The 18,335-nt window shown below is 64.3% G+C and carries 21 protein-coding genes; 13 read left to right on the plus strand and 8 right to left on the minus strand.

The features are described from left to right. The first annotated feature begins 84 nt into the window (after nt 1-84). The 10 genes from Q352_RS0110325 (at nt 85) to Q352_RS0110370 (ending at nt 8,262) form a co-directional block, all read left to right on the plus strand. Nucleotides 85-621 carry an iron transporter gene (locus Q352_RS0110325; protein ID WP_028499280.1) on the plus strand — a complete coding sequence of 179 codons (537 nt, stop codon included), beginning with the start codon at nt 85-87 and terminating at the stop codon, nt 619-621. Nucleotides 622-707: 86 nt separating this feature from the next. After that, nucleotides 708-1,028, plus strand: coding sequence for a cupredoxin domain-containing protein (locus Q352_RS0110330; RefSeq protein WP_028499281.1), 321 nt, complete (start codon nt 708-710; stop codon nt 1,026-1,028). 7 nt (nt 1,029-1,035) lie between these two features. Next, a complete protein-coding gene (locus Q352_RS0110335; protein WP_028499282.1) occupies nt 1,036-1,863 on the plus strand; it encodes an FTR1 family iron permease in 828 nt (275 codons plus the stop codon). Beyond that, nucleotides 1,860-3,221 carry a 4Fe-4S binding protein gene (locus Q352_RS0110340; RefSeq protein WP_028499283.1) on the plus strand — a complete coding sequence of 454 codons (1,362 nt, stop codon included), beginning with the start codon at nt 1,860-1,862 and terminating at the stop codon, nt 3,219-3,221. The genes Q352_RS0110335 and Q352_RS0110340 overlap by 4 nt, the downstream gene beginning before the upstream one ends. Before the next feature lie 179 nt (nt 3,222-3,400). After that, the gene (locus Q352_RS0110345; RefSeq protein ID WP_028499284.1) at nt 3,401-4,177 is read left to right on the plus strand and encodes a ferredoxin--NADP reductase; all 777 of its coding nucleotides are present in this window, start codon (nt 3,401-3,403) and stop codon (nt 4,175-4,177) included. Between the two features lie 165 nt (nt 4,178-4,342). Next, nucleotides 4,343-5,410, plus strand: coding sequence for a dTDP-glucose 4,6-dehydratase (gene rfbB, locus Q352_RS0110350; protein ID WP_028499285.1), 1,068 nt, complete (start codon nt 4,343-4,345; stop codon nt 5,408-5,410). After that, entirely contained in the window at nt 5,407-6,297 is an 891-nt protein-coding gene (rfbD, locus tag Q352_RS0110355) for a dTDP-4-dehydrorhamnose reductase (protein ID WP_028499286.1), read from the plus strand. Before rfbB ends, rfbD begins: the two co-directional genes overlap by 4 nt. A gap of 11 nt (nt 6,298-6,308) precedes the next feature. After that, complete coding sequence (gene rfbA, locus Q352_RS0110360; RefSeq protein WP_028499287.1) at nt 6,309-7,190, plus strand: glucose-1-phosphate thymidylyltransferase RfbA; 882 nt, start codon at nt 6,309-6,311, stop codon at nt 7,188-7,190. After that, a complete protein-coding gene (gene rfbC / locus Q352_RS0110365; protein WP_028499288.1) occupies nt 7,191-7,727 on the plus strand; it encodes a dTDP-4-dehydrorhamnose 3,5-epimerase in 537 nt (178 codons plus the stop codon). 172 nt (nt 7,728-7,899) lie between these two features. Further along, on the plus strand, nt 7,900-8,262 hold the full coding sequence (locus tag Q352_RS0110370) for a hypothetical protein (protein ID WP_028499289.1): 363 nt from the start codon (nt 7,900-7,902) through the stop codon (nt 8,260-8,262). A gap of 282 nt (nt 8,263-8,544) precedes the next feature. On the opposite strand, the gene Q352_RS20625 is transcribed toward Q352_RS0110370, so the two are convergent. Together Q352_RS20625 and Q352_RS0110380 are read right to left on the minus strand one after the other, a co-directional pair. After that, entirely contained in the window at nt 8,545-9,849 is a 1,305-nt protein-coding gene (locus Q352_RS20625) for an ATP-binding protein (RefSeq protein ID WP_051528853.1), read from the minus strand. Then, complete coding sequence (locus Q352_RS0110380) at nt 9,846-10,556, minus strand: response regulator (protein ID WP_028499290.1); 711 nt, start codon at nt 10,554-10,556, stop codon at nt 9,846-9,848. Before Q352_RS0110380 ends, Q352_RS20625 begins: the two co-directional genes overlap by 4 nt. A 551-nt stretch (nt 10,557-11,107) precedes the next feature. On the opposite strand from Q352_RS0110380, the gene Q352_RS0110385 reads away from it, so the two are divergent. Then, on the plus strand, nt 11,108-13,183 hold the full coding sequence (locus tag Q352_RS0110385) for a carbon starvation CstA family protein (protein WP_028499291.1): 2,076 nt from the start codon (nt 11,108-11,110) through the stop codon (nt 13,181-13,183). After that, nucleotides 13,173-13,379, plus strand: coding sequence for a YbdD/YjiX family protein (locus Q352_RS0110390; protein WP_051528854.1), 207 nt, complete (start codon nt 13,173-13,175; stop codon nt 13,377-13,379). Before Q352_RS0110385 ends, Q352_RS0110390 begins: the two co-directional genes overlap by 11 nt. A 57-nt stretch (nt 13,380-13,436) precedes the next feature. Here Q352_RS0110390 and Q352_RS0110395 read toward each other — a convergent pair whose 3' ends face one another. Beyond that, nucleotides 13,437-14,642, minus strand: a complete 1,206-nt coding sequence (locus Q352_RS0110395) for a multidrug effflux MFS transporter (RefSeq protein WP_028499293.1) — start codon at nt 14,640-14,642, stop codon at nt 13,437-13,439. Nucleotides 14,643-14,713: 71 nt separating this feature from the next. Further along, on the minus strand, nt 14,714-15,301 hold the full coding sequence (locus Q352_RS0110400; RefSeq protein WP_028499294.1) for a DUF924 family protein: 588 nt from the start codon (nt 15,299-15,301) through the stop codon (nt 14,714-14,716). 95 nt (nt 15,302-15,396) lie between these two features. Here Q352_RS0110400 and arsC point away from each other — a divergent pair, with 95 nt between their 5' ends. Next, nucleotides 15,397-15,765, plus strand: coding sequence for an arsenate reductase (glutaredoxin) (gene arsC / locus Q352_RS0110405; protein WP_028499295.1), 369 nt, complete (start codon nt 15,397-15,399; stop codon nt 15,763-15,765). 13 nt (nt 15,766-15,778) lie between these two features. Here the strand turns inward: arsC and Q352_RS20630 are convergent, their stop codons facing one another. The 4 genes from Q352_RS20630 to Q352_RS0110425 all read right to left on the minus strand — a co-directional run bounded on the left by Q352_RS20630 (nt 15,779) and on the right by Q352_RS0110425 (nt 18,335). After that, nucleotides 15,779-16,150: an META domain-containing protein gene (locus tag Q352_RS20630; RefSeq protein ID WP_051528855.1), complete on the minus strand. Its 372-nt coding sequence runs from the start codon at nt 16,148-16,150 to the stop codon at nt 15,779-15,781. Between the two features lie 149 nt (nt 16,151-16,299). Beyond that, nucleotides 16,300-17,238: a homoserine kinase gene (locus Q352_RS0110415; protein WP_028499296.1), complete on the minus strand. Its 939-nt coding sequence runs from the start codon at nt 17,236-17,238 to the stop codon at nt 16,300-16,302. Nucleotides 17,239-17,246: 8 nt separating this feature from the next. Next, complete coding sequence (locus tag Q352_RS0110420) at nt 17,247-17,588, minus strand: DUF2782 domain-containing protein (protein ID WP_028499297.1); 342 nt, start codon at nt 17,586-17,588, stop codon at nt 17,247-17,249. Between the two features lie 18 nt (nt 17,589-17,606). Beyond that, nucleotides 17,607-18,335, minus strand: a complete 729-nt coding sequence (locus Q352_RS0110425; protein ID WP_028499298.1) for an LOG family protein — start codon at nt 18,333-18,335, stop codon at nt 17,607-17,609.

Raw genomic sequence — 18,335 nt, forward strand, 5'->3', positions numbered from 1 at the left:
ATGCGGGTACAATCCTTTATCCGCGCATTTCGTTAACTTCCCGTTAATGATCCGCCCATTTCACCCCTCTGAGGAACACGTCACATGAAAGTGAAAGCGCTGCTGGGGCTCAGCCTCGTTGCCCTCGCACTGCAAGCCAGTGCTGCGGAATACCCGATCGGCAAGCCGACCATCAAGGGCGGTATGGAGATCGCCGCCGTTTACCTGCAACCGGTGAAGATGGATCCGGACGGCATGATGCTGGACGCCGCCAAGAGCGACATCCACCTCGAAGCCGACATCCACGCCGCCAAGGCCAATCCGACCGGTTTCGGCGAAGGCGAATGGATGCCGTACCTGGTGGTCAAGTACGAACTGCAGAAGGTCGGCAGCACCAAGGTGCAAAAGGGCGACCTGATGCCGATGGTTGCGTCGGACGGCCCGCACTACGGCGACAACATCAAGCTCGAAGGCGCTGGCAAGTACAAGCTCAAGTACACCATCCTGCCGCCGAGCGCGAACCAGCATGCTCACTTCGGTCGTCACGTCGACAAGGAAACCGGCGTGGGCCCGTGGTTCAAGCCGATCGAACTCAATTATGAATTCGCCTACGCCGGTACCGGCAAGAAGGGCGGCTACTAAGACGCGCGCGGCGGCCATTGGCCGCCGCTTGTCGCAGAAAAACGGCCTGGCGGCTTCGCCGGGCCGCAAGTGCTTGAGGATGGATCATGCGTTTACCTGCAGCCCTGTGCCTGCTCATGTTCGGCGGTCTGGCCTTCGCCGACGACATGCCGACTTTTCGCGTCGAGCTGAAGGACGGCACGCTGACGCCGACACGCATCGTCGCGCCGGCCAAGACCAAGTTCCGCATCGAAGTCATCAATACCGGCAAGACCCCGGCCGAATTCGAGAGCCTGCCGCTGCGCAAGGAAAAGGTGCTGGCACCCGGCGTCAAGTCGTCGGTGGTGGTGATGGGCGCCTCGCCGGGCGAATACCCGTTTTTTGACGATTTCCACCCGCAGGCGCGTGGCGTCATCGTGGTGAAGTGAGAGCAGGATGGAACAGGTCGCATTTATCGTCTGGCGTGAAAGCGTCGAAGCGCTGCTGGTGGTCGGCATTCTCTATGCATGGCTGAAGGCAAACTCGGATCTGGGGCGCGGCGGCATGCCGTTCCTGTGGGGCGGCGTGGCCGCCGGCCTGGCGCTGTCCGGCGCGCTGGCGCTGATGCTGCTCGGCGTGGCCGACTGGCTGGGCGACGAAGGGCAGGAATACTTCCAGGCCGGCATGGCGCTGGTCGCCGCGGCGCTGGTGGTGCAGATGGTGGTGTGGATGAAGCGCCACGGCCGCACGCTGAAGCGGGAACTGGAGCAGGGGCTGTCCGCCCAGGCGGCGCAGCGCAACTACTGGGGCATGCTGGTGCTGGTGATGATCGCCGTCGCGCGCGAAGGCAGCGAGACGGTGGTGTTCCTGTACGGCACCGTGGCCGGCAGCGACAACCATGCCAGCCTGCTGCTGGCGGGCATTGGCGGCTTTGTCGCCGCGCTGGCCACTTTCTACGTGCTGCAGCTTGGCGGTCGCTGGCTGTCGTGGCGGGTGTTCTTCCGCGTTACCGAAATCCTGTTGCTGCTGCTGGCGGGCGCGTTGCTGAATGCCGGCATCGACCGTCTGATCGGCATGGGCACCCTGCCGGCCGGTATCGACCAGCTGTGGGACAGCTCCGGTCTGCTCGATGAAAGCTATGGCCTCGGCAAGATCCTGGCCGACTTCGCCGGCTATCGTTCACATCCGGCACTGACGCTGCTGCTGGTCTGGCTCGGCTACTGGGTCGTGACCACGCTGCTGCTGAAGCGGGCGGGAAAGTCCGGGGTCGTGGCAAAAGCATGACTGTCGCTACCTATGCCGCGCAGGCAGGAGACTGGCTGCGCGGCCACGCACACTGGCTGCGGCGCCTGCAGTGGGGGATCGTGCTGGTGTACGCGACCCTGCTGGTCGTGCCGCCGTTCCTGCCGCTGCCGACCGAGACCGACCATGCGCTCAACAACCTGACGGTGTTGGCGCAATTTGCGTTCTGGGGCGTGTGGTGGCCATTCGTGCTGGTGTCCATGCCGCTGTTCGGGCGCGCCTGGTGCGGCTGGCTGTGCCCCGAAGGCATGCTGTCGGAGTGGGCCAGTGAGCGCGGCCTGCGCCGGCCGATTCCGCGCTGGATGCGCTGGGGCGGCTGGCCGTTCGTGGCGTTTGCGCTGACCACCATCTATGGGCAACTGGTCAGCGTATACCAGTATCCGCTGGCGGTGCTGCTGGTGCTGGGCGGGTCGACGGTGGCCGCCGTTGCCGTTGGCCTGCTGTATGGCAGCAGCAAGCGGGTCTGGTGTCGCTATCTGTGCCCGGTCAACGGCGTGTTCAACCTGCTGGCGCGGCTGGCGCCGTGGCATTTCAAGGTCGATCACGAGAAATTCCGCGAACCCGGACGCAAGGTCATTCCGATCAACTGTGCGCCACTGGTCGCCATCGGCCATATGCAGGGGGCCGGCGACTGTCACATGTGCGGGCGCTGCAGCGGGTATCGCGATGCGGTGACCCTGGCACCGCGCAGTCCGGAAGCGGAAATCGTCGAGGTAGCCGATTCCGGCCGCTGGCCGACGCTGCTGATCGTCTACGGCATGATGGGCATTGCGCTCGGCGCGTTTGCCTGGTCGTCCAGCCCGTGGCTGGTCGCGCTGAAGCAGGATATTGCTACCTGGCTGATCAACCGCGATATCTACTGGCCGCTGGATGACGGTGCGCCGTGGTGGTTGCTGACGCACTACCCGGAAGTCAACGACAGCTTCAGCTGGCTGGATGGTTCGCTGGTGCTGGGCTTTATCCTCGGTACGGCGGCGGTAGTCGGCAGCATGCTGCTGGCCGGCTTGTGGGCGGCCGATCGCGGATTGCCGGGACGCGCCCGACGCACGCTGGACCAACTGGCCCAGGGGCTGATTCCGCTGGCCGGGGTCGGTGTGTTCCTCGGCCTGTCGATGACCACCGTGACCTTGCTGAAACACGAGGGACTGAATATCCCGAACCTGCCGTGGTGGCGGGCGGCGTTGCTGTCGGCCGCCGCGCTGTGGAGCCTGCGCCTGCTGTGGCGTCTGGCACGCCGGCGTGGTGCGGGCAGGGGACGCAGCCTGCTGGCACTGTCCTGTATCCTGCCCGGTCTCGGGCTGTTTCTCGGGATGTGGGTCTTGTTGTTCTACATCTGGTAGCCCCGGATGATGAATGACATGGGCCGGCCCTTATCCCATGTGGATGGGTCGGCAACCCCATAATTTCCTTTTGTTTTAATGGGCACGCCTGATATTGCTTATCGGTATTTTGTGTAGGCGGCGCTTTACGCTGCCAGTACAATGCGTGCATTCTCAGACACTCACCGTATCCAGTTGCCATGTCGAACATGACCGCCGAACGTGTCCTCTCAGTCCATCACTGGAACGACACCCTGTTCAGTTTCACCTGCACCCGTGACGAGGGACTGCGTTTCATCAACGGCCAGTTCGTGATGATCGGTCTCGAAGTCAACGGCAAGCCGCTGATGCGTGCCTATAGCATCGCCAGCTCGAATTATGACGAGCACCTCGAGTTCTACAGCATCAAGGTACAGGATGGCCCGCTGACGTCGAAGCTGCAGCATCTGCAGGTCGGCGACACCGTGCTGGTCAGCAAGAAACCGACCGGCACCCTGGTGCAGGACAACCTGCTGCCGGGCAAGAACCTCTATCTGCTGTCGACCGGGACCGGGCTCGCCCCGTTCATGTCCATCATCAAGGACCCGGAAGTCTACGAGCGTTACGAAAAAGTCATTCTGACTCACGGCGTGCGCTGGGTCAGCGAGCTCGGCTATCACGACTACATCACCAGAGAACTGCCGGAAAACGAGTACTTTGGCGATATCGTCCGCGAAAAGCTGATCTACTACCCGACCGTGACCCGCGAACCGTACCGCAATCAGGGCCGCCTGACCGACCTGCTGGCGTCCGGCAAGCTGTGCGCCGACATCGGCCTGCCGCAACTCGATCCGGCCAATGACCGGGCGCTGATCTGCGGGAGCCCGGCCATGCTGCACGACCTGACGGTGATGCTGACCGGCATGGGCTTCAAGGAATCGCCGCGCATGGGCGATCCGGCCGACTTCGCCATCGAGCGCGCCTTCGTCGAGAAATGATGCCCGGCGGTTGATGCCAGTCAGTCCGAAGCCGGCGCAAGCCGGCTTTGTCGTGCCCGGGAGAGCGCTGCGCTAGAATGCGGTTTTTGCGATTTTCATGGCCGGGCGGGTCAAGTTGTCGGCCCGGGCTCCGATCAAAGCGGCATCTCATTCAAGCAGAACATCATGACCATTCTGGTTACGGGCGGTGCCGGATTTATCGGTGGGAACTTTGTGCTCGACTGGCTGGCACAAAGCGACGAGCTGGTGGTCAATCTTGACAAGCTCACCTATGCCGGCAACCTGGATACGCTGCGCAGCCTGCACGGTGATTCGCGGCACCAGTTCGTGCACGGCGATATTGGCGACCGGACGCTGGTCAGCCAGTTGCTGGATACACATCGTCCACGGGCCGTGATCCATTTCGCCGCCGAAAGCCATGTCGATCGCTCGATCCATGGCCCGGCGGACTTTGTCGACACCAATATTGTCGGCACCTTTTCCCTGCTTGAGGCGGCGCGCGCGTACTGGCAGACGCTGGACGAGGCCGGGCGGTCGGCATTCCGCTTCCTGCATGTTTCCACCGATGAAGTCTTCGGCACGCTGTCGGCAGACGACGCTCCCTTCACCGAAGACGATGCCTGTGCGCCAAACAGCCCGTATGCAGCCAGCAAGGCCGCGTCCGACCACCTGGTGCGGGCCTGGTTCCATACCTATGGTCTGCCGGTGCTGACCACCCATTGCAGCAACAACTACGGGCCGTACCATTTCCCGGAAAAGCTGATCCCGCTGGTGATCCTGAATGCACTGGCCGGAAAACCGCTTCCCGTCTACGGTGATGGCCTGCAGGTGCGCGACTGGCTGTACGTGGGCGACCACTGTGTCGCGATCCGCCGGGTGCTGGACGCCGGGCGACCCGGCGACACGTACAACATCGGTGGCTGGAACGAAAAGCCGAATATCGACGTGGTCCGCACCCTGTGCCGAATGCTCGACACATTGCGACCGCGTGCCGATGGCAATAGTTATGCCAGCCAGATTCACTACGTGACCGACCGGCCGGGCCACGATCGCCGCTATGCGATCGACGCGCGCAAGCTGGAGCGCGAACTGGGCTGGAAACCGGCGGAAACGTTCGATACCGGCATCCGGAAAACGGTCGAGTGGTATCTGGCCAATCCGGACTGGGTAAACAATGTCACCAGTGGCGCCTACCGCGACTGGGTAGACCTGCACTATGGAAGCCAGGCATGACTCGCATATTGATTACTGGCGCCAACGGCCAGGTCGGATTTGAATCGCAACGCGCGCTGGCATTGCTGGGCGACATCGTCGCCTGTCATCGCGCGCAGATGGATCTGTCCGATCCGGCCTCCATCGAGGCGGCGCTCGATCGCTTCCGGCCCGGCATCATTGTCAATCCGGCTGCTTATACGGCGGTTGACCAGGCGGAAACCGAACCGGCCGCCGCGGCCGCCATCAATGCCGAGGCGCCGGCGCGGCTGGCCGCCTGGGCCGCGCGGCATGATGCGCTGCTGGTCCATTACTCGACTGACTATGTGTTCGACGGTCGCAAGGCAGGTGCCTACGTCGAAGACGATGCGGCCCAGCCGCAGTCGGTGTACGGACAGACCAAGTGGGACGGGGAGCAGGCGATCCGCAACAGCGGCGCCCGGCACCTGATCCTGCGCACCAGCTGGGTGGTCAGCGCGCATGGCAACAACTTCCTCAAGACGGTGCTGGCGCTGGCGCAACAACGGCAAACGCTGAGCATCGTTGCCGATCAGGTCGGGGCGCCAACCTCGGCGGCGCTGGTGGCCGATGCGACCGCGCATCTGCTTGCCCGCTACCTGCAGTCGCCGCAGGCCTTCCCGTACGGCACCTACCACCTGACTGCACGCGGCGAGACCAGCTGGTATGACTATGCGCGGCATGTGGTAGGCCTCGCCGAACAGGCCGGGTTGCGGCTGGCGCTGACCACAGATGCCATTCAGCCGATCCCGAGCAGCGACTATCCGCTGCCGGCACCGCGTCCGGCCAATTCCAGGCTGGATTGCGAACGGCTGGAACGGACCTTCGGCCTGCTGATGCCGCACTGGCAGGCTGGTGTCGACCATGTATTTTCGCAGTTGAACGATTGAGCAGAATTCCCATGGCACGAAAAGGCATCATCCTCGCCGGGGGATCCGGCACCCGCCTGTATCCGGCGACACTGGCGGTCAGCAAGCAACTGCTGCCGATCTATGACAAGCCGATGATCTACTATCCGCTGGCCACGCTGATGCTGGCCGGCATTCGTGACATCCTGATCATCTCCACCCCACAGGACACGCCACGTTTCGCGCAACTGCTGGGTGATGGTCACGGCTGGGGACTCAACCTGCAGTACGCGGTCCAGGCCAGCCCGGACGGGCTGGCACAGGCCTTTCTGATCGGCGAGGACTTTCTGGCCGGTCAGCCGTCGGCCCTGGTGCTTGGGGACAATATCTTTTATGGCCATGACTTTGGCAGCCTGCTCGGTGCCGCTGATCGCAAGACCGATGGCGCCAGCGTATTTGCCTACCGGGTTCAGGATCCGGGGCGGTACGGGGTGGTCGAGTTTGACGAAGCCGGGCGGGTGCTCAGTCTCGAAGAAAAGCCGGCACAGCCGAAATCGAACTATGCCGTGACCGGACTGTATTTCTACGACAAGCAGGTGGTGGAGATTGCCCGTTCGATCCGGCCGTCGGCACGGGGCGAACTCGAGATTACCGATATCAACAAGGTCTACCTGTCACGCGGCATGCTCGATGTACAGACCATGCGTCGCGGCTATGCCTGGCTGGATACCGGCACCCACGAGTCGATGCTGGAGGCGAGCCAGTTCATTGCCACCATCGAAACCCGACAGGGCCTGAAGGTGTCCTGCCCGGAAGAGATAGCCTACCGGCTGGGCTATATTGACGCGGCACAACTGGAGCGGCTGGCCACACCCTTGCTCAAGAATACTTATGGGCAGTATCTGCTCAACCTGCTGAAGCAGCCGGTGTTCTGAGTGCGGCTGATCGACACCCCCCTGCCCGGGCTCGCCCTGCTGGAACCGACCGTGTTTCATGACGAGCGCGGCAGTTTCCATGAAAGCTACCGGCAGTCGGCATTCGATGCCGTGATCGGCCGGGAGGTGACCTTCGTCCAGGACAATCAGGTCAGCTCGGTCGAAGGCGTGCTGCGCGGCCTGCATGAGCAACTGGCTCCGCGTGCGCAGGGCAAGCTGGTGCGGGTCGTGCAGGGCGAAGTGTTCGATGTGTCCGTCGACCTGCGCGAATCGTCGCCGACCTTTCTGCAGTGGGCCGGCGTCACGCTGTCGGCGGCGAACCGGCGGCAGTTGTGGATTCCCGAAGGATTCGCCCACGGCTATCTGGTGCTGTCCGCCGGGGCCGAGGTGCTGTACAAGACCACGGACACCTGGTGCCCGGCACTGGAACGGACCATTGCCTGGAACGATCCGCGCATCGGCATCCGCTGGCCACTGGCTCGCGAACCCATCCTGTCGGAGAAGGACCGGCTGGCGCTGCCCTTCGACCCGCGCTGACGGCAGCGCCTCGCGCGAGGAAATGTGACGGTATCTGACAGCAGCTGACAATACATACGCATACCAAGTGAAACGCTTGTCGCACTGACGCGGAAAGGGTTCGGGACGACACTACATCCATGGCGCAACACATTGAACAGCGCCTTGCCCCCGACCGATTTGGAGAAATGAAATGAACAAGCTGCTGACCACCCTCGTTGCTGCCCTGTTTGCAGGTTCCACCGCCATCGCCATGGCTGCTGCCCCGGCCGCACCGGCTGCTGATGCCGCTGCCGCTCCGGCCGCCAAGACCACGCAAACGACCCAGACGCACAAGAAGGCTGCACACAAGAAAGTGGCTGCCAAGAAGACCCCGGCCAAAAAGGCTGCGGTGAAGAAGGCTCCGGCCAAGGCTGAACAGGAAGCCCAGGCTGACACCACCACCAAGCATGCTGCCAAGCACAAGAAGGCCGCTGCTCATCACAACAAGAAGAGCAGCCACAAGAAGGCCGCCGCCAAGCCGGCTGCTGCACCGGCCGCGACTCCGGCGCAGTAATCAAGCAGGTCTACGGGAAGTAGCCTGGACAATAAAGGGACCGAAAGGTCCCTTTTCTTGTGTCGGTCCCTGCCACGAAGAACGGACGAGCGAAGCGAGGTTTCCCCGCGGCGGCGGGGACGGAAGAGGCAGGATTCAATCAGGCAGACTGCCGTGCTCACGGCAGACTCTGTCAGTCGGGCGTGTACCGACGCCACCGCGACCGTCGGTGCCCAACTTCATGAGCAGTCCGGGGACCGAAAGGTCCCTTTTCTTGCGTCTGTCGAACCCGTTCCGGGCCGGTCATGGCGCCGGGCGCAGGCCGCTCATGCAGAAACGGGCACCGCCAAGCGGCGACTCGAGGGCGGACAGCTTGCCGTGATGCAGTTCGACCGCAGCACGTGCCAGTGCCAGCCCGAGGCCGGTGCCGCCGCTTTCACGGTTGCGTGCCGCGTCCAGGCGGACAAACGGCTCGAAGATCCGCTCGCGCGCGTCTTCCGGAATGCCGGGCCCGTCGTCATCGACGGTCAGTGTCAGACTGTCGTCTTCCTCGATCCGGGCTGCGATGTCGATGCGGGACCGGGCATGGCGAGCGGCATTGCCCAGCAGATTGCGGATGGCCAGCCCGAACTGGACCGGGTCTAGGGTGGCGGTCAGGGTCGTGTCGACCTGACAGTGGATCTCCAGCGCCGGGTAGGCGCGGGCAACCGGCGTGATCTGCTCGGCCAGCCAGTGGGCCAGCGATAGCGGCTGGCTGCGCAGTTCGACCTGGCCACCGGCCATCCGTACCCAGCCGAGGCTGTCGCTGATCAGGCGATCCAGCTCTTCCAGATCGGCATCGATGCCGGCGCGGCGCTGCGCGCGTGCCTGCGGGTCCGGTGCCGTGTCGTGCAGGGCCAGGCCGAAACGCAGCCTGGCCAGCGGGGTCTTCAATTCGTGGGCCAGCGCATGGGCCATGACCTGGCGGCTGGCCAGCAGCGCATCGAGCCGGCTCGCCATGCTGTTCAGCGTGGTGACCATCGGCTGGAACAGCCGTGACTCGGCCGGTGGCGCGCGGGTGGTCAACTGGCCTTCGCCGAGACGCTCGGCGGTATCGAGCAGCATGATCAGGTCGCGCCACTGCGGCTTGAGCCACGCATACAGGCCGATGCCGAAGCCCAGTGCGACCAGCAGCGTCACCACCAGCTCCAGCTGATGCTGGGTGTTGAGCAGCAGATCGCGGCTTTTGGTTGCCAGCGCGTCGATCGGGCCGATGACCAGGGTATGGGTCGGTCCGAGCCGGGCGTAGACCAGATCGCCATTCGACGACAGCCACATGTCGGCATGGGCGGGCGCGTCGAGCAGAGCAACCGAGTACGGGCCGGTCGCATTGAAATAGCGGGTCAGCGAGCTCCATTCATCGGCCCGGGTACGGGCGTAGTCGGAGCGCATCAGCTGGATCACGTCGGCGGTACGCCCCAGCGCGTCTTCGCGGACATCCTCGTCAAGCTGGGTGTCGAGCAGCCAGCCGGCCAGGGTCACCAGCAGCGCCAGCGTGCAGGCCAGAATGATGTAGTAGCGGAAGAACAGCCAGAACAGTCCGCGTTTCTGCAGGCCGCGCCGGTTCAAGCGCTGTCTCCGGGCCGGAACAGATAGCCCTGGCTGCGGACCGTCTTGATGCGGTCGAGGTCGCCGCGTTCATCGAGTTTCTTGCGCAGGCGGGACACGCGGGCATCCAGCGAGCGGTCTTCGCCGTCGAAGCCGAGATCGCGCAGCGACTCGAGCAGCGATTCGCGCCCGATGACTTCGCCGGCCCGGCTGGCCAGCAGCCACAGCAGATCGAACTCGGCCGTGCTGAGCGGCAGCGGCGCGCCTGCCAGCAGCACCTGGCGACTGCGACGGTTGCATTCCAGTTCGCCGAAACGCAGCACATCACAGCCGGCGGGGGCGGGGTCCGCCGCCACCGCCGGGGGGGAAACCCGGCGCAGCAGCATGCGGACGCGGGCCAGCAGCAGCCGTGGATCGACCGGCTTGGTCAGGTAGTCGTCGGCACCGAGTTCGAGACCAAGGATCTGGTCGATGGGATCGTCGCGCGCGGTCAGCATCAGGATGGCGCCGGTATAGCGTTCGCGAACCGAGCGACAGACGGCAAAACCGTCCATGCCCGGCAACATCAGATCGAGGATGACCAGATCCGGCGGCGTGGCATGAATGGTGGCGGCCGCGAGGTCGCCACGGGGTTCGATATCGACGAGAAAGCCGTTCTGGCGCAGATAGTCGGCAATCAGGCCGGCCAGCGCCGCATCGTCTTCCACCAGCAACAGTTTTGTGGGCATGGTCGGGGGCAGGAAAATGCGTCAGCGCACACCTTACTCCAAGCGGCGTGTCTGCCAAGAGGGGGAAGGGGCATTTGCTGCCGTTTGCGGGCTGATCGGACAATTTTATTGACGAAAATGCGACAGACGGTCGTGTTCATTTTCGCACTGATCCCGCCATTGCCGGCATCGTTTCCCGTATCGGCAGCGGGTCGAGGGCGGCGCCCGGGCCGCCGGCGCGAGCGGGATGCCCGGACGGCGCCGGCGGCGGGAGAAACAGAAAATGGCAAAGCTGAAAAAACCGGCGATATTAAATGTCATGACCGGCCGACATGCGGCAATGAATCCACCCGTGCCCGCCAGAACCGGCGCCCGACCGGCATGAATGGCGCAAGCGGTCGGCCTGGTCGTCATGTTGGATAAGGAAAATTATTGATTCGTTTATGAATATTTGTGGCGGCGCAAATGTTGCGGCCCGGAAAATCCCGGCTTGAAATCAGGTCGGCAAGCGTGCCAAATGGCACAGTCAGGCGCGTCAGACGCCACAAATCACAACCCGTGGGGACAAACACATGAAATCCATCAAGGACACGCTGCTGTGGGGCGGCGTGGGATTGCTGGGCGCCTGGGCGCTCGGCGTGGTGGCACTCAATCGCGGCGAATCGGTCAATGCCATCTGGCTGATCGTGGCCGCCGTGTCGTGCTACTTCATCGCCTACCGCTTCTACAGCCGCTTCATCGCCAGCAAGGTGCTGGAACTCGATCCGCGCCGGCTGACGCCGGCCGAACGTCACAATGACGGCCTCGATTACGTACCGACCAACAAATGGGTGCTGTTCGGCCACCACTTCGCCGCCATTGCCGGCGCCGGCCCGCTGGTCGGCCCGGTGCTGGCCGCGCAGATGGGTTATCTGCCGGGCACGCTGTGGATCATCGTCGGCGTGATCCTGGCCGGTGCGGTACAGGACTTCCTGATCCTGTTCCTGTCTGCCCGCCGCGATGCCAAGTCGCTGGGCGAGATCATCAAGATGGAACTCGGCCCGGTCGCCGGCGTGGTGGCCTCGGTCGGCATCCTGATGATCATGGTCATCCTGCTCGCCGTGCTGGCGCTGGTGGTGGTCAAGGCGCTGGTCGGCAGCCCGTGGGGCACGTTCACCATTGCAATGACCATCCCGATCGCACTGCTGATGGGGGTGTACATGCGCTACATCCGCCCGGGGCGCATCGGCGAGATCTCGGTGGTCGGCTTTATCCTGCTGATGCTGGCCATCGTCTATGGTGGTGACGTGGCCAGGAGCGAAACGCTGGCGCCGCTGTTCACCCTGACCGGTACGCAGCTGGCCTGGGCACTGATGGCCTACGGCTTCATTGCCTCGGTGCTGCCGGTGTGGCTGCTGCTGGCACCACGCGACTACCTGTCGACCTTCCTGAAGATCGGCACCATCTGCGGGCTGGCCATCGGCATCCTGATCGTGGCGCCGGACATGCAGATGCCGGCGGTCACCAAGTTCATCGACGGCACCGGCCCGGTCTTTGCCGGCAGCCTGTTCCCGTTCCTGTTCATCACCATCGCCTGCGGGGCGGTGTCGGGCTTCCACTCGCTGGTCAGCTCCGGTACCACGCCGAAGATGCTGGAGAATGAAACCCATGCCCGCATGATCGGCTACGGTGCCATGCTGATGGAGTCGTTCGTCGCCATCATGGCGCTGATCGCCGCCTGCGTGCTCGATCCGGGCGTCTACTTCGCCATGAACGCCCCGGCTGCCGTGATCGGCAAGACCGCTGCCGAAGCGGCCCAGGTCATCTCCGGCTGGGGCTTTGTGCTGACACCGGACATGCTGACGCAAATGGCGGCGGACGTCGGTGAAACCACCATCCTGTCGCGCGCCGGCGGCGCCCCGACGCTGGCGGTCGGCATGGCGCACATCCTGCACCAGGTCATCGGCGGCAAGACGATGATGGCGTTCTGGTACCACTTCGCCATCCTGTTCGAAGCGCTGTTCATCCTGACCACCGTCGATGCCGGTACCCGCGTGTGCCGCTTCATGATCCAGGATCTGCTCGGCACCTTCATCAAGCCGCTGGGCAACACCGAGTCGTGGACCGCCAACCTGGTGGCGACCGGGCTGTCGGTCGGCTTCTGGGGCTACTTCCTGTATCAGGGCGTGGTCGATCCGCTGGGCGGCATCAACACGCTGTGGCCGTTGTTCGGCATCGCCAACCAGATGCTGGCCGGTATCGCGCTGATCCTCGCCACCGTCGTGCTGGTGAAGATGAAGAAGGGTCGGTACGTATGGGTGCCGGTCGTACCTGCAGTCTGGGTGCTGATCTCGACCCTGTACGCCGGCTGGCTGAAACTGTTCGACGACAACGTCAAGGTCAGCTTCCTGGCCCATGCCCGCAAGTTCAGCGGCGCCCTGGCCAATGGCGAAGTGCTGGCGCCGGCCAAGACGGCGGCGGAGATGCAGCAGATCATCTTCAACGACTACGTGGATGCGGCGCTGTGCGCCGGCTTCATGGCGGTGGTGGTGATGATGCTGGTGTTCGGATTCCGGGCTATCCTGAAGGCACGTGCACAGGCGCATCCGACCATGCACGAAACCCCGGTCCAGTATCGCAAGGAGGCAACAGGCACCCATGCTGCTTAACGTGAAGCTCGTGGCGCGCCGTCTGGCGCAGACGGCGCGCCTGATGGTGGGGGTGCCGGATTACGACACCTATGTCGCGCACATGCGCGACCACCACCCGGACCTTCCGGCGATGAGCCGGGCGGCATTCCACCGCGCGGCCATCGAGGCGCGCTATCCGGGCAAGAGCGGCAAGCTCAGCAAGTGTCCCTGCTGATTGCCGATCCGGAATGACAATGGCCGCAGCGTTTGCTGCGGCCATTGTCGTTGCGCATCAGGACACGGCTTCGGGGCCGGGCCGACGCCGGTGTGCCAGCACGAACATCAGGTAGCCGATGGCGAGGAAGCCGCTCATGCCCAGCGCCAGCGCCAGCGGCGAGAACCACAGCAGCGGGGCTACGATCCCGGCCACGGCAGCCGAGAACAGGGTCTGGACGAAGCCCTGCACGCTGGATGCCGTGCCGCGTGCGCCCGGGAACAGGTCGAGCACGAACAGCGTGACCGATGGCGCGGCGATCGACATGCCGGTGGTGTACAGCGCCAGCGGCAGCACGCTCCATGGCAGCGACGGTGCGAAAAACAGGCTGTTGGCCAGATTGGCGGCCGCCGCGATGGCCATCAGGACATAGGCGAGGTGGATCGATTCACGGGCGGAGTAGCGTCCGGCCCGGTGTCCGGACAGCCAGGCGCCAAACATGATGCCGGAGACCGCCGGACCGAACAGCCACAGAAAATCGGTCGGTCCGAGCCCGAGATGGCGGATCAGGAATACCGGAGCCGCCGGAATGTAGAGAAAGAAACCGGCGAAGTTGAACGACAGCGCCAGTGCCAGGAAGCGGAACTGTCGGTTGCAGGCAATGTGCCAGTAATTTTTCGCCAGGGCACGCGGCGCCAGCGTGGAGCGCTGTTCCCGGGCATGCGTTTCCGGCAACCGCCAGGCGCAGACGGAAAACAGCATGAAACCGACCAGCGCCATGAAGGCAAAAATCGAGCGCCAGCCGAAAGCGCCGTACAGCCAGCCGCCAATGACCGGCGCAATCGCCGGAGACAGCGAGAACAGCATGGTGACCTGCGACATCAGCTTCTGGGCGGCCGGCCCGTCGAAGGTATCGCGGATGATGGCCCGGCCGACGATCAGGCCGGCGCCGCCACACAGGCCCTGCAGCGCACGGAACAGCAGCAGCTGGCCGAGGGTCTGCGCCAGCAGACAGCCGATCGAGGCGATGGCGAACAGCAGCGTGGCGCCGAGGATGACCGGGCGGCGGCCGATGGCATCGGACAGCGCGCCGTGCCACAGCATCATGGCGCCGTAGCACAGCAGGTAGATCGACAGCGCCTGCTGGATCTCGATCGGGCTGGCATCGAGCGCGTGGCCGATCGTCGCCATGGCTGGCAGGAAGGTATCGATCGAAAACGGGCCGAGTGTGGCCAGCGCGGCCAGGATCAGCGCCAGACCGGGGGCGGAGGGGGTACGTGACATGCGGCGGTCCGGGGGAGGCAAACCCGCCGATGGTAGGGGCCCCGCCCCGATCCGGCAAGCCGTGGTGCCGGCTAGAACGAGGAACCGGGCTCGGTCAGGAACTGGGCTTCCTCCAGGGTGCTGTCGCGCCCCAGGACTTCGTTGCGATGCGGGAAGCGGCCAAAACGCACGATGATGTCGCGGTGGCGACGGGCCCAGTCGACACTGCTCGCCAGCGAGGGCTCGTCGCGTGCCAGTGCAGTAAACAGCGCAATGGCGCGGTTCTGGTGGTCGATGTTTTCGGCATGCTCGAACGGCAGATAGGCGAACTGGCGTTCGATCGGCGCCAGCAGCAGGTGGTCACCGCTGTCGACCAGCCGGATTGCCAGACGGCGGGCCTGCTCGTCGCCGGCATAGGCACGGGCGCTGTCGCGGAACGCGTTGCGCGTCAGCTGGTCAAGTACCAGCAGATGGGCGAGCGTGCCGCGTGGCGAATCGTTCCAGTGGTCCAGTTCCCCGTTCAGGGCGCTGTCGAGAATGTCCCGGTAGCGTGCGCGGATCAGGGCATCGAATGCCGGATCCCGGGTGAACCAGGTGATGCGGGGCAGGCCGTAGTCGGGGTCGTCCGGTCGGCCGAACCAGAAGTCGAGAATGCTGTGGGGGGAGCTTGGAGTCGCCATGGCAGAAACCTGATTTATCTCAAAGTTGATTGCCCGGGATGAGTGTCATCGGCCAGAATGATCCTGTCGTCATCACCTGGAAACCCTGACCAGCCATGCCCGAGGTCGTCATATATCACAATCCGCGTTGCTCGAAATCACGCGAGGCACTGCGCCTGCTGCAGGAGGCCGGCGTGACGCCGCGGGTCGTCGATTATCAGAAAACACCGCTCGACGAAGCGGAAATCAGCCGGCTGATCGACCTGCTCGGCCTGCCGCCGCGCGAACTGATGCGCAGCAACGAAGCGGAATACCGCGATCTGTATCTGGATGACATCACCCTGGATCGCCATCACCTGGTCGCCGCACTGGTCGAATATCCCCGGCTGCTGCAGCGCCCGATCGTCGTCGTCGGCAACCATGCGCTGATTGCCCGGCCGCCGGAAAAGGTCTGCGAACTGCTGGCGCATCTGCAGTCCGGCTGACGGGCATCCGGCCTTAGCGGGTCAGCGTGATCTGGTGGTCGCCGCTGCTGAGAATCAGCGTGCGGTCGCCCTGCCGGGTCACGGTCGGCTTGCTGTCCAGAAAGGCGAACAGCTCGGCTTCCGCCTTCATCAGGTCCGGCGAGCACATCATCTTGGTCGCTGCCAGCGGGCCCGTCACCAGGCGGCCATCCTCGACTTTTGCCGTGCCGGTGAAGCGGTTGCAGCCGGCGCGGCCGGACAGGCGGCCGTCCTCGACCAGCAGGGTGATGCCGGTCGCGCTTTTCCATTCGCCCTGTGCAATGCCGGCGTTGGCAGCGGTGCCGGTGCTGGCGCAGGCGGACAGGACAACAGCGGCCAGCGTGGCCGCGATCGGTGCGAATTTCATACTGGACTCCCTTTGATACGGAACAGGAAACACCGCGCCGATCCGCAAGGATGGGTCGCGGCGTCTTTTTTACCGTAGCACGAAGCCGTGCCCGAAGGGCAGGCCCCGTCCGCGGGCCGGCGTGGCGCGGCCCGGTCGGGAGGTGGGGGTTACAGCCAGAAGTCCGTGCGCTGGCGGTGCCGTTCCAGCACGTGCTGGAAGGCCGCCGGGTCCTTGGCGTAGGTCAGTTCGCCTGCGGCAGGCAGGTGCAGGTCGTACAGCCGCGATACCCAGAAGCGAATGGCTGCCGCACGCAGCATCAGCGGCCAGGCCTCGATTTCCGCCTGCTGCAGCGGGCGCACCGCGCGGTAGGCGTCGATAAACGCCCGGGCGCGCTCGTTGTCGATGTCGCCGTCCGCCAGCATGGCCCAGTCGTTGACCGCGATGGCCAGGTCATACAGCAGCAGGTCGTTGCAGGCGTAGTAGAAATCGATAAAGCCGGAAATCTGCTCGCCGTCGAACAGCACGTTGTCGCGGAACAGGTCGGCGTGGATGATGCCGCGCGGCAGGTACGCATAGCGATGGCTGTTCTGCAGATGCAGCTCGTCGCGCAGCAGCGCGGCGTCGGCGGGAGCCATGAACGGGTAGACGGCCGCCGCGGTCACGCTCCACCAGTGCGGGCCGCGCGGGTTCGGCATCGACATCGGGAAGGTGTCGCCGGCGATATGCATGCTGGCGAGCATGGCACCGACCTGAGCGCACTGTGCCGGCGTCGGGGCGCTGACATCGGTGCCGGGCAGGCAATGGACCAGACAGGCCGGCTTGCCGGCCAGCATGCTGGCGAACTGGTCGGTACGGTCGGCTACCGGCCCGGCCACCGCCACGCCGTGGCGCGACAGGTGGTGGGTCAGGTTCAGGTAGAACGGCAACTCGTCCAGCTGCAACGCCTCGAACAGGGTCAGCACGTAGCGGCCCTGCGTCGTGGTGACGAAGTAGTTGGTGTTGGTGACGCCGGCGGCGATGCCTTTCAGCGCGACCAGCCGGCCGATGTCGTAGCGGGCGAGCCACGGCTCGAGCGCCTCCGGGGTCACGGTGGTGTAAACGGACATGTCGGCGATCAGAAAGTGAACAGGACCCAGTGCGGGATCTTCAGCTTGCCGCGACCGGTCACGTCGTACGGTGTCAGCTCGCCGTCGCCCTTCTGGTCGACCAGGTAGTACGGCGGGCCGACCTTCGGTGTCACCTTGACCGCATACAGCTTGCCGTTGACGCGGTATTCCTCGATCTTCTTGTCGCCTTCCTGACGGATGGTGACGTCCGGCTCGGCGTCGCTGCCGTCGTCAACGCCGATCTGCGGCGGCGGCGGTGCGTTGGGAGCGGGCTTGCCGGCGTCGGCAGCGAGGGCCGGAGCCGCAGCGAGGGCCGCGAGCAGGGCGGCGAGGGCGGTGGAGTTGCGCATTGGCGGTTCCTGAAAAAGTTAGAGGTTGAGCATGCGCTCGCGTTCTTCCGGCGATGCCGAGAAGCCCCGCGTTTCGTAGTGCTCGAAAATGGCGTTCACCACTTCTGCCGGGTCGTCGGTCAGCGTGATCAGTGCCAGGTCGCCGGGATTGATCATGCCGCGTCCGACCAGCTGGTCGGCAAACCAGTCGACCAGCCCGCGCCAGAACGACGTATCGACCAGAATGATGGGAATGCGGCGACTCTTGCCTGTCTGCACCAGCGTCAGCGACTCGAACAGCTCGTCGAGCGTGCCGAAGCCGCCCGGCATCACCACGTAGGCGCACGCATGCTTGACGAACATGACCTTGCGCGAAAAGAAGTGATTGAATTTTAGGCTGATGTCCTGATACTCGTTGCCCTTTTGCTCGTGCGGCAGCACGATGTTCAGTCCGATCGACGGACCCTTGCCCTGGAACGCGCCCTTGTTGGCGGCCTCCATGATGCCGGGACCCCCGCCGGATATCACGCCGAAGCCCGCGTCCGACAGACGCCGGGCAATGTCCTCCGTCAGCTTATAATCCGCATGATCGCGCGCAGTCCGCGCGCTGCCGAAAATACTTACGGCAGGTTCAATACCCTGCAGTTCCTCGGCGGATTCGACGAATTCCGCCATGATTTTCAGTACATGCCATGCCTCGCGCGAGCGAAATTTTTGCATTACCGCGTAACGATTGCTCGCCGCCGGGATCTTGTCTGACAAGCTCAT

This window comes from Microvirgula aerodenitrificans DSM 15089 (assembly GCF_000620105.1).
Classification (GTDB): domain Bacteria; phylum Pseudomonadota; class Gammaproteobacteria; order Burkholderiales; family Aquaspirillaceae; genus Microvirgula; species Microvirgula aerodenitrificans.